The sequence below is a fragment of the Alitibacter langaaensis DSM 22999 genome, from assembly GCF_003096995.1.
GTDB lineage: Bacteria > Pseudomonadota > Gammaproteobacteria > Enterobacterales > Pasteurellaceae > Exercitatus > Exercitatus langaaensis.
Window position 1 is genome coordinate 12,854 of sequence record NZ_QENU01000016.1, and the last position, 14,041, is coordinate 26,894.

Below are 14,041 nucleotides of genomic sequence, written 5' to 3' on the forward strand. Positions count from 1 at the left end.
AGCGCAAACACAACATATTCAAAATTATTATAAGGAAAATATTATGGCTAAAGTTTCTTTAGATAAATCAAAGATTAAGTTCTTATTATTAGAAGGCGTGCATCAAAATGCGATTGATGTATTGCACGAAGCGGGATACACCAATATTGAATACCACAAAAAAGCCTTAGATCCCGAAGAATTGAAAGAAGCGATTAAAGATGCGCATTTTGTGGGCTTACGTTCTCGCACAAATTTAACGGCAGATATTTTAGAACACGCCCATAAATTAGTTGCGGTGGGGTGTTTTTGTATCGGCACCAACCAAGTCAATTTATCTGCAGCGAAAGAAAAAGGGATCCCTGTTTTTAATGCGCCTTATTCAAATACCCGTTCTGTGGCAGAATTAGTGTTGGCTGAAATTATTTTGTTAATGCGCCAAATTCCAAAAGCCAATGCGGAAGTACATCGTGGGCAATGGAATAAATCTGCGGTGGGCTCTCACGAAGTACGCGGGAAAAAATTGGGTATTATTGGTTATGGGCATATCGGCTCGCAGTTGAGTATTATTGCTGAATCTTTGGGCATGAATGTGTATTTCTACGATGTGGAAACTAAATTACCCTTGGGTAACGCCCATCAAGTAGGCTCGCTGGAAGAATTATTGAGTTCATGTGATGTTATTTCATTACACGTGCCAGAAAACCCATCAACCAAAAATTTAATGAATGCAGATCGTATTGCGCAATTAAAACAGGGCAGTGTTTTAGTGAATGCTGCGCGTGGCACGGTGGTCGATATTGATGCCCTAGCTGCTGCATTGGAAGCAGGAAAAATTCGTGGCGCCGCCATTGATGTATTCCCTGTCGAACCTGCATCTGCGGATGAAGTGTTTGAATCCCCGTTGCGTAAATTTGATAATGTGTTGCTCACGCCACACATCGGTGGTTCAACGGCGGAAGCGCAAGAAAATATCGGCACGGAAGTGGCATTAAAATTTGTTAAATATTCAGATAATGGTTCAACCTTGTCTGCGGTTAACTTCCCTGAAGTGTCTTTACCAGAACACGAAGGGACGAAACGTTTATTACATATTCACCACAATCGCCCAGGTATTTTAAATCAAATCAACAAAGTGTTTGTGGATGCGAATATCAACATCGCCGCCCAATTCTTACAAACTGATCCGACAATTGGTTATGTGGTTATTGATGTGGAATCAGATGACACAGAAGCATTATTAACGAAATTGAAAGCCATTGATGGCACTATTCGTGCGCGTCTTTTGTACTAAAGCAATGCAATAAATAAGCGCTATTTTGCTCGCTTTAACTCTTCCAACTCAAAGTGCGGTCAAAATCACCGCACTTTTTCTTTCTCTCGCGTTATGTGCTAAAATTCCCTGCAAATTATTGGCTAATAACAAAGACTAAATGAAAAAATTTTTCTGTTTCCTACTTTTTATATTGATTGCTCTTGTTGGTGTAGGCTTTTGGGGGCATCAGCAAATTCAGCGATTTATTCAGCAACCTGTGCATACTCAGCCAGATCAATTATTGACCCTTGAACGTGGCACCACGGGCAAAAAATTAGCCGTATTGTTAGAACGTGAACATTTGGTAAATGATAGCAAATGGTTGGTTTGGGCATTGAAGTTGCAGCCTGAATATAACAATGTGAAAGCGGGAACGTATTCTCTGACAGATGTGAAAACCGTAGCTGATTTATTAACATTGCTGAATAGTGGAAAAGAGGCCCAACTCGCCATTCGTTTCACTGATGGCGAAACTGTAAAGCAAGCATTAAAATCTTTGCAAAATGCACCGCACTTGACCCACGAATTAACGGATAAAACAGAAGCCGAGATAATGACATTGCTCGGATTGCCAGAAAATTCACAAGGCAAATTGGAGGGTTGGATTTATCCTGACACTTATAATTACGTGCCTAATTCTACGGATCTTGCGCTGTTGAAACGTGCCGTAGAAAAAATGCAGACAAGTTTAGACAAGGCTTGGGCTGAACGTGATGAAGCCTTACCGCTCGCCAATCAATATGAAATGCTGATTCTTGCCTCTATTGTAGAAAAAGAAAGTGGCGTGCAAGCCGAACGTGCAAGAATTGCCTCTGTATTTATTAACCGTTTGAAATCTCAAATGCGCTTACAAACCGATCCTACCGTGATTTATGGTATGGGCGATAGCTATAACGGCAATATTCGCAAAAAAGATTTAGAAACACCAACGCCATACAATACTTATACCATTGATGGCTTGCCGCCAACGCCGATTGCGAATCCGAGTGAAAGCGCGCTAATGGCAGTGGCACACCCAGAAAAAACCGATTTTTTCTATTTTGTTGCAGATGGTTCGGGCGGACATAAATTTACACGCACGCTCACAGAGCATAATCGTGCCGTGCAAGAATATTTACGCTGGCAACGTCAAAACAAAAATAAATAATCAGGAACAGTATGAACGGAAAATTTATCGTCCTTGAAGGTTTAGAAGGTGCGGGCAAAACCACAGCGCATAATGCGATTGTGGAAGAACTACAAGCATTAGGCATTACAGACTTAGTGTTCACTCGCGAGCCGGGCGGCACGCCGTTAGCGGAAAAATTACGCCAGTTAATCAAGCATGAAACCGAAGAACCAATCACAGACAAGGCTGAATTGCTGATGCTTTATGCCGCGCGTATTCAGTTAGTGGAAAATGTGATTAAGCCAGCCTTAGCGCAAGGAAAATGGGTGATTGGTGATCGCCATGATCTGTCATCACAAGCCTATCAAGGTGGCGGGCGACAGCTCGACAAACAGTTTATGCAAACCTTAAAAAACAGCGTTTTAGGCGATTTTGAACCTGATTTTACCATTTATTTAGATATTGACCCAGCGATTGGGTTGGCGCGCGCACGCGGTCGTGGCGAATTAGATCGCATTGAACAATCTGGATTGGACTTTTTTTATCGCACCCGAGCGCGTTATTTAGAACTGGTCAAGGATAATCCCAAAGCAGTGATTATCAATGCTGAACAAACGCTCGAAGAAGTGACTGCCGATATTAAAAGTGCGGTTAAAAATTTCGTTTTTTCTAAATTTATCGATTTATGACCACACTTTACCCGTGGCTTGAGCCAATTTATCATCAAATTAGCAATGCTTTTTCACAAGGGCATGGGCATCACGCGTTATTGTTCAAAACCGATTTTGGTTTGGGCAGCGAGCGATTGATTGATGCGGTTGCTAGTTTGTTATTTTGCCAAGAAAGTGAAAAACCTTGTGGCCATTGCCATGCTTGCCATTTATTTTCTGCGGGTAGCCACCCCGATTTTCACTTGCTTGCGCCGATTGATAATAAAGATATTGGCGTAGATCAAGTGCGCGAGATGAACGAAAAAGTGAATCAGCACGCACAGCAAAATGGCAATAAAGTAGTGATGGTGCAAGGGGCGGAGCGTTTGACAGAAGCTGCGGCGAATGCGTTATTAAAAACCTTAGAAGAACCACGCCCGAATACTTATTTTTTACTGCAAACAGGTTTAAGTTCACCTTTGTTGGCAACCATTCACAGTCGTTGTCAGACTTGGATTGTGAATGCGCCCTCTTTGCAAGTGGCGCAAGATTGGTTGCACACAGAATATTCTGCAGAAACGCACGAAATTTTGACCGCACTTCGCATTAATTATGGCCGTCCACTGCTCGCGTTAGAGTGCTTGCAACAAAATTTATTGGAAAAACGCCGTGAATTTTTGCGCCAATTTTGGCTATTTTATACCCGCTCTTCCCCGTTAGAATTGTTGCCATTATTTGATAGCGCATTGATTTTCCAGCAATTGGATTGGATTTCTTCTTTTTTATCCGATGCATTAAAAGACAAATTGGGCATTCAATCTAACTGGATTAACCAAGATTTACAGCGTGGCATCCAACAATTCAGCCAAAAACAAACCGCTCAAGGGCTACTCAACGCCAACCAAATTGTACAAAAAGTGCGGTCAGATTTAACCCAAATTAATGCGGTGAATCAGGAATTGATTTTGCTTGATGGATTAACAAAATTAGTGACAGAAGTATTTGAAAATTAAGGAAAGTTTATGTTTATTGTGGACAGTCATTGCCATTTAGACGCGTTGGATTATGAAAAATTACATGAAAATGTCGATGATGTGGTAGAAAAAGCCCGTTTGCGTGGTGTTCGCCATTTATTGAATATTGGGGTGACATTAAGCCGTTTTGAACAGCAGCAAAAAATGTTAGCCCATTTAGATAACGTTTCTTTGGCTTGTGGCGTCCATCCGTTGGATTTAGATGAAGAGCCTTATGATCAGGCGCGTTTGTTAGCCTTAGCTGCTCACCCTAAAGTGGTGGCAATTGGGGAAATTGGACTAGATTATTATTACAGCGCGGAAAATAAGTCTGAACAGCAAGCGGTGTTTGCCAGCCAAATTCAAGTGGCAAATCAGCTAAATAAACCTGTGATTATTCATACCCGTGATGCAGGCGATGATACCATTGCTTTGTTGCGAGAAAATCAGGCGCAACATTGTGGCGGCGTTATTCATTGTTTTACCGAAACAATGCAGTTTGCTGAGCAAGCATTGGATCTCGGTTTTTACATTTCTTGTTCTGGCATTGTGACCTTTAAAAATGCAGAAGAACTGCGCGAGGTGATTCGCCAAGTGCCGTTGGATCGTTTGTTAGTGGAAACAGATAGCCCATATTTAGCGCCAGTGCCGTATCGTGGCAAACAAAATCAACCTGCCTATACGCGCGAAGTCTGCGAATATGTGGCAACATTGAAAGGGGTAAGCGCGCAAGAATTTGCGAAAATTACCACAGAAAATTTTGAGCGTTTATTTAAAATTCAAGTAAAATAGACCGCACTTTTTAAGCAAAGGAGACAACATGCGTAAATTTATCAAATATTTCTTCATTCTCGTGGTGGTGCTATTCCACGCGGTATTATTCGCGGGGATTAATTTTGTGTTCCCACATTATGAAACCACCTATGTAACAGGGGTAGAAGTCAAACGGGTGGATAAAGATGGCCCAATTACTAAGTCAAATCCAGAAGACGGCCCAACGCGTGATGTTTATTATATTTATACGCAACGCACTGATGAAGCAAAACCAACAGTGTATCGCAATGAAGATACACGCTGGGGCTTTCCATTCTATTTTAAATTTGATTCCGCGGTGCAACAGGCGCGCGCTTCAGGTTTTGCCCAAAATAAAAAATTGGTGGAAGTGAAATATTATGGCTGGAACATCGTGATGTTTAATGAATTCCGTAATGTCGTTTCAATGCACGAAGTGGATGAAGAGCAAGTTTCACACCCAATTTTAAGCTGGATTTTCTATGTTTTAGGCTTGCTAACGATGTTCTTTAGCATTCAATTTATCCGCGGTTGGTTTGACAGCGAGGCATAAGCATGGGATTGCTTGAACCCATTTTAATTATTGCATTATTGATAGCGATGAGTGCGGTGATTTCTTCCGCAGAAATTTCCTTAGCTGGCTCGCGTAGGCTAAAGTTACAAACCTTAGCCCATGAGGGCAACCTTAACGCCGCGCTGATATTGCGTTTGCAAGAACGGCCTGGGCGTTTTATTACGGTTGTCCAAATTGGGCTAAATATGGTGGCAGTCTTAGCGGGGAAGTTAGGGGAAAGCGCGCTCACGCCATATATTGCAGAGGCGTTGACTAATGTCGTGCCAAAAGATTTATTGGCTAGCGTTGCATCATGGACGGCATTTGCTTTAGTTACTTTTTCTTTTGTGTTAATTGCGGATTTGATCCCGAAACGCATTGCGATGACCTATCCCGAAGTGGTGGCATTGCGCACCGTGAAAATTATGCAATTCTGCATTTTTGTGTTCAGCCCATTGGTGTGGATTTTCGACAGCCTTGCCAATTTTGTGCTTCGATTATTGCGTGTATCCACGATTCGTGAAGAAAGCATGACATCGGAAGATATTGTGGCGGTAGTAGAAGCAGGGGCGGAATCAGGCGTTTTAAAAGCGCAAGAGCATTATTTGATCGAAAATATTTTCGATATGCAAGAGCGCACCGTCACTTCGACAATGACGACCCGCGAAAATATCGTGTTTTTAGACCGCACTTTTGACCGTGAAAAAGTGCTCGCCACCTTAGAATCGGACAGCCATTCCAAATTGCCGATTTGTGATGGCAGCTTGGATAAAATTATTGGTTATGTGGAATCCCATACCTTGCTAACCTTTTATTTAAAAGGCGACAAAGTTTCCCTCACGGATAACCATTTGCTGCGCAAGCCCTTATTTATTCCCGATACGCTTTCGTTGTATGAAGTCTTGGAATTATTCAAATCTGCGGGCGAAGATTTTGCAGTGATTGTCAATGAATACGCTTTGGTCGTAGGCATTGTTACCTTAAACGATGTGATGAGTATCGTTATGGGCGAATTAGTGTCTAGCGAAGAAGAGCAAATTGTCCGCCGTGATGAAAGTTCATGGCTGATTGATGGTGCAACGCCCCTTGAAGATGTGATGAGAGCCTTAGATATTGAAGCATTTCCCGACTGGGAAAATTATGAAACAATCGCTGGTTTTATGATGTATATGCTACGCAAAATTCCAAAGAAAACCGATTTTGTGCTTTATGATAAATACAAATTTGAAATTATTGATACAGACAATTTCAAAATCGATCAGCTTTTGGTCTCCGTTCGCCAAGATTTAGCGCACGAAATGTAATTGTTTATTGCCCGAATTTATCCCCGATTAATATAAGGATTCTCAATGAGCCAGCCTCGCTTTGTTCACTTGCGTACACATAGTGACTTTTCCATGATTGACGGTATTGCCAAGGTGAAACCCTTGGTGAAAGCCTGCGTGCAAGAAAATATGGTGGCGATGGGGCTGACGGATTTCACTAACTTTTGTGGTTTGGTGAAATTTTATGGCGAAACCTTAGGCGCAGGCGTGAAGCCGATTATCGGTGCTGATGTATTAGTGAAAAGTGAATTAATGGGCGATGAACGCTTTGAACTTACTTTGCTCGCTAAAAATAATGAGGGTTATAAAAATATTACCCTTTTATTATCAAAGGCTTATCAGCGCGGCTATGACGATTTGCCCTATATCGATCAGGAATGGTTGATTGAGCATAAAGACGGCATCATCATTTTATCTGGTGGGCGAAAAGGTGATATTGGGAAAAAAATATTAAAAGAACATTGGGCAGACGTAGAAAGTGCGGTCAATTTTTATCAAGAATTTTTTACACAACATTTTTACCTTGCTTTAACCCGAGTCGGGCATAGCGATGAAGAGCGTTATATTCGTGCGGCTTTAGAGATCGCGCGTAAGCATCGCTTGCCTGTGGTTGCCACTAATGATGTCGTTTTCTTAAAATCCGAAGATTTTGAAGCCCACGAAATTCGTGTCGCCATTCACGATGGTTTTACCCTAGACGATCCTAAACGCCCACAGCTTTATAGCGAACAGCAATATTTCCGCAGCGAACAGGAAATGTGCGATCTGTTTGCGGATATTCCCAGCGCTTTAGAAAACACCGTGTTGATTGCGCAGCGTTGTAATGTCACCATCCGTTTAGGGAAATATTTTCTGCCACAATTCCCCACAGGCGATCTTTCCACTGAAGATTATTTAATCGAAAAAGCACGCACAGGCTTGGAAGAACGCTTAGCATTTCTTTTCCCCGATCCCAAAGTGCGGTCAGAAAAGCGTGCAGTTTATGATGAACGTTTAGAAACCGAATTGGGTGTGATTAACCAAATGGGCTTCCCTGGCTATTTCTTAATCGTGATGGAGTTCATTCAGTGGTCAAAAGATAATGGCGTGCCAGTCGGGCCAGGGCGCGGATCGGGCGCGGGTTCTTTAGTGGCTTATGCGCTAAAAATTACAGATTTGGATCCCCTTGAGTTTGATCTGCTTTTCGAGCGTTTTTTAAATCCAGAACGTGTATCCATGCCCGATTTTGATGTGGATTTCTGTATGGAAGGTCGCGACCGCGTTATTGAACACGTTGCGGAAACTTACGGGCGTGGTGCGGTATCGCAGATCATCACCTTTGGTACAATGGCTGCCAAAGCGGTGATTCGCGATGTAGGGCGTGTGTTAGGTCATCCTTATGGTTTTGTGGATCGCATTTCCAAATTAGTGCCGCCCGATCCTGGTATGACATTGGCAAAAGCCTTTGATATGGAACCGCAGCTGCAAGAAGTGTACGACAGCGATGAAGAAGTGAAAGCGCTGATCGATATGGCTCGCAAGTTAGAAGGGGTGACACGAAACGCAGGTAAACATGCGGGGGGCGTGGTGATTTCCCCAACCTTGATTACGGATTTCTCGCCACTGTATTGTGATAGCGAGGGCTTACATCCCGTTACCCATTTTGATAAAAATGATGTGGAATATGCGGGCTTGGTAAAATTCGACTTTTTGGGGTTGCGGACGCTAACGATCATTAAATGGGCGTTGGAAATGATTAATGCGCGAATGGCTCGTGAGGGCAAGCCTGAAGTGCGGATTGAAAGCATTCCCCTTGATGATCCTGAATCCTTTAAAACCTTGCTTAATGCGGAAACAACCGCGGTGTTCCAGCTGGAATCACGGGGCATGAAAGATCTTATCAAACGCCTGCAACCCGATTGTTTTGAAGATATTATTGCCTTGGTGGCATTATTCCGCCCAGGTCCATTGGAATCAGGTATGGTGCAAAACTTTATCGATCGTAAACATGGTCGTGAAGAAGTGGCGTATCCCGATTCGCAATATCAACATGAATGCTTGAAACCCATTTTAGAGCCAACCTATGGCGTAATTGTTTATCAAGAACAGGTTATGCAAATTGCACAAGAATTGGCAGGTTATACGCTTGGTGGCGCTGACTTGTTGCGCCGTGCAATGGGTAAGAAAAAGCCAGAAGAAATGGCAAAACAACGTTCTGTGTTTGAAGAAGGGGCTAAAAATAAAGGCATTGATGGCGATCTGGCGATGAAGATCTTTGATTTAGTGGAAAAATTCGCAGGTTATGGCTTCAATAAATCTCACTCTGCCGCTTATGCTTTGGTTTCCTATCAAACCCTGTGGCTAAAAACGCACTTCCCTGCGGAATTTATGGCTGCGGTAATGACTTCGGAAATTGATAATACCGACAAAATTGTGGGTTTATACGATGAATGTTTGCGTATGGGCTTAAAAGTTACGCCGCCAGATATTAATGCAGGTAAACGCCCATTCAGCGTCAATGAACAAGGCGAAATTGTGTATGGTATCGGCGCAATTAAAGGGGTCGGCGAAGGCCCGATTGATGCGTTGGTTAAAGCCCGTGAACAAGGCGGCATTTTCAAAGACTTATTTGATCTGTGCGCGCGCGTGGATTTAAAACAAATTAATCGCCGTACCTTTGAAAGTCTGATTAAATCAGGGGCGTTTGATAAATTAGGTCCGCACCGAGCCGCGCTCGCAAAAAATTTGGAAGACGCGTTGCAGTCTTCTAGTCAATTTGCCAAAAATGAAGAAATTGGGCAAGGGGATATGTTTGGCGTGCTAACGGAAAGCCATGCTGATGTTGAGCGTAAATACGCCAATACACCACGTTGGACAGAAAAACAACAGCTAGAGGGCGAGCGAGAAACCCTAGGCTTGTATTTAAGTAGCCATCCGATTAGCCCTTATTTGAAAGAGCTTTCCTATTACAGTTCGACAAGATTGAAAGATCTTGCACCGAATCGCCGTGGTGAAATGAGCACCGCCAGTGGTTTGGTGATTGCATCACGTTTTGCAGTCACCAAAAAAGGCAACCGCTTGGGCATTGCTACGCTAGAAGATCGCTCTGGGAAATTAGAGATCACTTTATTTGCCGATGCCTTAGAAAAATATGGCGAAAAATTGCATAAAGACAGCATTATCATCGTGAAAGGGCAGGTGAGTTTTGATGATTTCTCGCAGAGCTTAAGGATGTCTGTGCGCGAATTGATGACCATTGATGAGGCCCGAACTCAATACGCCAAAAGCCTTGCGATTATCCTAAAACAACAGCAAATTTCACCGCACTTTATTAAGCAATTTAAGCGCGTGATTGAGCCACATAGTGGCGGAGCGTTGCCGATTAATATTTATTACGACAGTCCACAAGGGCGTGCATTGATGAAATTAGGCGTGCAATGGTATATTAAGCCTACCGATGAATTGCTTTCTGAATTAGTTAGTTTCCTTGGGGAAAGTGCGGTGGAATTGGAGTTTGCTTAAATTATGTTGCAACTGTCTTTGCCGATTCATCAGCATGATGATGCTAGCCTTGCAAATTTTTATGGCAACAATAATTTATTGTTGCTCAATTCTTTACGCCAAAATTTCAGCCAACTAAAACAGCCTTTTTTCTATGTTTGGGGCACTCAAGGTTGTGGCAAAACTCATTTATTGAAAGCATTGGCAAATGAATTTTTTGCTCAAAATCGCACCGCACTTTATGTGCCACTCAACAAATCTGCTTATTTTTCTCCTGCTGTGTTGGATAATTTAGAGCAACAGGAACTGGTTTGTTTAGATGATATTCAATGTGTGGTCGGCAAAACCGAATGGGAATTGGCGCTCTTTGATTTATTTAATCGCATTCGTGAAACCAATCACACCTTGTTGTTGATTAGTGCCGACCAATCGCCGAATACGCTTTCTGTACAGCTCCCAGATTTAGCTTCACGTTTACGCTGGGGCGAAATTTATCAGCTACATGGGCTTGATGATCAGCAAAAAGTCATTGCTTTGCAGCAAAATGCACATAGTCGAGGCATTGAATTGCCCGATGAAACCGCTAATTTTCTGCTTAAACGTCTAGATCGTGATATGCATACCTTGTTTGCAGCCTTGGCGCAACTGGATAAAGCCTCGCTACAAGCTCAACGCAAATTGACCATTCCATTTGTAAAGGAAACATTAAAGTTATAAATCAGGTTTTACAGGTTTATGGCTTTGGCTTCTTTTATCATTGTCTGATTGGCGTATTTTTAATCACAAGAATGTTATTAGGGCAAGGTTCAAGAAAAGTGCGCGCCGAAGAATGGCACGCACCGAATGAAATGTACTCGCAATGGCTTTATAAACGTTCTTTCTCGCCGCCTAAATCATCAAGCAAGAATGCTGTTAGTTTGGTTAATTCCCCAGTCATCAGAATAAAGTCGGCATCGAAACGTTGGGCGAAGTCTTCTTTAAGAATGTCATCATTTTTTTCACGAATTTGATCCGCAAATTTTAGCCGTTTGAGTGAGCCATCTTCGCAGAAAACAAAACTTAAATGCTCGTCCCAATCCAAGGCAAGCTTAGTGACTAATTTGCCTTTTTCTAAGTGGGAAAAAATTTCTTCACTTTCTAAAGATTGATTCTTGCAACGAATAATGCCCTTGTCCTCTGCGGCTTTCAGCTCGCCCTCTTCAAGTGCGGTCAAATATTGCGGAATATTGCTTTGCGCGATCCAATTTGTCATCGCCAATGCGGGTTCTATCACAAAAGCAAGTGGCACCACAGGCAACGAGCCCAAAGATTTTCGCAATAAAGCCAATGCATCTTCAGCTCGTTTATTGGCGGCGGCATCCACATAAATTAAATTGGTTTCAGCGTTGATCCAAATCGCCGTTTGCTGATTTTTGCTAAATGCGCGGGGCAGCAGCATAGCTACCACATCATCTTTTAAGGCTTGTTTTTCGGTTTTTTTCAGCTTGCGCGCTTCTTTCTCTTCCAAATGGCGTATGCGTTCGTCAAGTTCTGCTTTTACTACATGACTTGGCAAGATTTTTTCTTCTTTATGCGCAACCAGCAAAATTTGTTTCCCGACGGAAAAATGCAAAAGTTCGCTGCCACGCAACGGTGTTGTCCAGCCAAACTTGCTCATATCTGATTGATTACAAGGGAAATATTGATGTTGCGCTAATTGATCTTGTAAGCCCGACCAATCAAGCTCTTTCGTTAATTTATAAATTAATACATTTTTAAACCACATTGGCATTCCTTTTTATTAAATGTAAAATGTTGCGGCTATTCTAATCGATCTTAGGGAAAATTATGCAACATAAATCAATTTGTTTTATTGGCGGTGGAAATATGACACAGGCAATTGTATTTGGGCTACTAAAACAAGGCTATCCCGCCGCTCATATTACCGTTTGTGATCACAATGAAACGAAATTGGCATTGTTTGCAGAGCGCGGTGTGCAAATTAGCACAAATAATGAACAATCGGTGAAGCAAGCTGAGGTCGTGGTGCTTGCGGTGAAACCACAGGCGGCAGAAGCGGCTTGTGCTGCGCTAAGTGCGGTCGATTTTAGCGATAAATTATTGATTTCTATTATGGCAGCCATTTCTTCACAAAGATTGACCGCACTTTTGCCAAGTGCGCATAATATTGTGCGAGTGATGCCAAATACCCCCGCTTTGGTGTCGGAAGGCATGGCAGGTTTATTTGCGCCAACCAACGTTGTGGCTGAATTTAAGCAGTTCGCACAGGAGCTATTAAGTGCCGTGGGGAAAACCTGCTGGGTTGAACAAGAGAGCGATATGCATGTGGTCACCGCCGCATCTGGCTCAAGCCCTGCCTATTTTTTCTTGTTTATGGAAGCGATGCAACAAGCCTTATCCAATATGGGTTTAACAGAGCAGCAAGCTCGCGAATTCATTCAACAATCCGCATTAGGCGCGGCAAAAATGGTGGTGGAAAAACCACAATTTTCCTTTACAACGTTGCGAGAAAATGTCACTTCTAAAGGTGGAACGACGGCAGCCGCATTGGCGATTTTTGAACAACATCAACTTGCCAGCACCGTGGAACAAGCTATGCAAGCTTGCGTGGCAAGATCTCAAGAAATGGAAAAATTATTCTAATGAACATCTCTCCTTTTTTATGGCTTTCTTGTGCTTTTTTAGGCTATTACCTTGCCTATGGCGTGGTCGTGCCTTATCTTCCCGTGTGGGTAAAATCACAACAATACGGCGCTGAGATCATCGGTTTGGTGATGTCATCTTCTTATCTATTTCGTTTTGTTGGCAGTTTTTTCTTTGGCAGCAAAGTGAAGAAATCCAGCCAATTATTACCCACCTTACGCCTTACATCGTGGTTGATCGTATTTTCTACTATTTTGATGGCATATTTTGCGGAAAGTTTTTGGGGCTTATTCTGTTCTATTGGCTTGTTTAGCCTGTTGAATGCAGGGGGAATGCCTTTAACCGACAGCTTAGCTACAACATGGCAAAAACAAATTAGCATTGATTATGGCAAAGCGCGTTTAATCGGCTCAATGGCGTTTACCATTGGATTAATTGTGGTCGGGCAGATTATTGGCATTATCGGCGAACAACAAATTATCTGGATTTTGACCGCACTTTTTGTCTTTTATGCCATGCTTTTATTAATGAATCCCGCCATTCAAGTCAAAGATCAGCAGGCTGATGACACTTCTTCGCAGGTGACATTTTTAGGCTTATTGAAGGATAAACTAACACGCCGCGTTTTAGTGTCAGCGTGTTTAGTGCAGGGCTCCCATGCAGGATATTATGTATATAGTATCTTATATTGGAACGAGCAAGGAATCCCCGTGCAAACCACAAGTTTATTGTGGGGCTTGGCGGTGATTGCAGAAATCACCTTGTTCTTTTTCTCTGGTCGTTTGTTCAAGCGCTGGTCGGTGTCTAAATTAATGACATTGGCGGCGGTAGGTGCGGTGGTGCGCTGGATGGGATACAGTTTATCCGTGAGTTTATGGATTATTACGCCGTTACAACTTTTCCATTGTCTTACCTTTGCCCTGTTACATTTTGCGATGATGCGTTATATCGCAAGCCAACCGCAGCAAAATATTGTGAAGTTACAAGCCTTGTATAACGGCTTGGCGAGCTGTATGTCTGTTGCGCTGATGACGGTGGTGGCAGGTTGGTTATACAATCAAAATGCTTCTATTATGTTTGCGGTAATGGCAGGTGCTGCCGCACTTGCTTTAGTGACCATTCCAAGGAAAATGCGTGTCGCAGAATAATTGATTCAACACATAAATAAGGGCGCACAACGCGC

Annotated in this window: 12 protein-coding genes; 11 read left to right on the top strand and 1 reads right to left on the bottom strand. The window is 42.7% G+C overall.

Going from position 1 to position 14,041, the window contains the following annotated elements; all coding sequences use genetic code 11:
* Positions 1–40 precede the first annotated feature (40 nt).
* The 9 genes from serA (at position 41) to hda (ending at position 10,932) form a co-directional block, all read left to right on the top strand.
* Positions 41–1,273, top strand: coding sequence for a phosphoglycerate dehydrogenase (gene serA, locus C8D76_RS08580; protein ID WP_116632370.1), 1,233 nt, complete (start codon positions 41–43; stop codon positions 1,271–1,273).
* Between the two features lie 139 nt (positions 1,274–1,412).
* Positions 1,413–2,441 (top strand): endolytic transglycosylase MltG, encoded by a 1,029-nt coding sequence (gene mltG, locus C8D76_RS08585; protein WP_116632371.1) that lies wholly within the window; start codon positions 1,413–1,415, stop codon positions 2,439–2,441.
* Between the two features lie 11 nt (positions 2,442–2,452).
* Positions 2,453–3,091 carry a dTMP kinase gene (gene tmk, locus C8D76_RS08590; protein ID WP_116632372.1) on the top strand — a complete coding sequence of 213 codons (639 nt, stop codon included), beginning with the start codon at positions 2,453–2,455 and terminating at the stop codon, positions 3,089–3,091.
* Complete coding sequence (locus tag C8D76_RS08595; RefSeq protein WP_116632373.1) at positions 3,088–4,065, top strand: DNA polymerase III subunit delta'; 978 nt, start codon at positions 3,088–3,090, stop codon at positions 4,063–4,065. Before tmk ends, C8D76_RS08595 begins: the two co-directional genes overlap by 4 nt.
* A gap of 9 nt (positions 4,066–4,074) precedes the next feature.
* A complete protein-coding gene (locus C8D76_RS08600) occupies positions 4,075–4,857 on the top strand; it encodes a TatD family hydrolase (RefSeq protein ID WP_116632374.1) in 783 nt (260 codons plus the stop codon).
* Between the two features lie 28 nt (positions 4,858–4,885).
* Complete coding sequence (locus tag C8D76_RS08605; protein WP_116632375.1) at positions 4,886–5,410, top strand: DUF1523 family protein; 525 nt, start codon at positions 4,886–4,888, stop codon at positions 5,408–5,410.
* A 2-nt stretch (positions 5,411–5,412) separates the two neighbouring features.
* A complete protein-coding gene (gene paeA, locus C8D76_RS08610) occupies positions 5,413–6,714 on the top strand; it encodes a polyamine export protein PaeA (RefSeq protein ID WP_116632376.1) in 1,302 nt (433 codons plus the stop codon).
* Between the two features lie 45 nt (positions 6,715–6,759).
* A complete protein-coding gene (gene dnaE, locus C8D76_RS08615) occupies positions 6,760–10,236 on the top strand; it encodes a DNA polymerase III subunit alpha (protein ID WP_116632377.1) in 3,477 nt (1,158 codons plus the stop codon).
* Positions 10,237–10,932 carry a DnaA inactivator Hda gene (hda, locus tag C8D76_RS08620; protein ID WP_207775016.1) on the top strand — a complete coding sequence of 232 codons (696 nt, stop codon included), beginning with the start codon at positions 10,237–10,239 and terminating at the stop codon, positions 10,930–10,932. It abuts the gene before it with no gap.
* A 148-nt stretch (positions 10,933–11,080) separates the two neighbouring features.
* Here hda and rdgC read toward each other — a convergent pair whose 3' ends face one another.
* A complete protein-coding gene (gene rdgC, locus C8D76_RS08625; protein ID WP_116632379.1) occupies positions 11,081–11,980 on the bottom strand; it encodes a recombination-associated protein RdgC in 900 nt (299 codons plus the stop codon).
* A gap of 62 nt (positions 11,981–12,042) precedes the next feature.
* Between rdgC and proC the strand changes: the two genes are divergently transcribed.
* Entirely contained in the window at positions 12,043–12,858 is an 816-nt protein-coding gene (gene proC / locus C8D76_RS08630; protein WP_116632380.1) for a pyrroline-5-carboxylate reductase, read from the top strand.
* The gene (locus C8D76_RS08635; RefSeq protein ID WP_116632381.1) at positions 12,858–14,006 is read left to right on the top strand and encodes a 3-phenylpropionate MFS transporter; all 1,149 of its coding nucleotides are present in this window, start codon (positions 12,858–12,860) and stop codon (positions 14,004–14,006) included. The genes proC and C8D76_RS08635 overlap by 1 nt, the downstream gene beginning before the upstream one ends.
* The last annotated feature ends 35 nt before the right edge of the window (positions 14,007–14,041 follow it).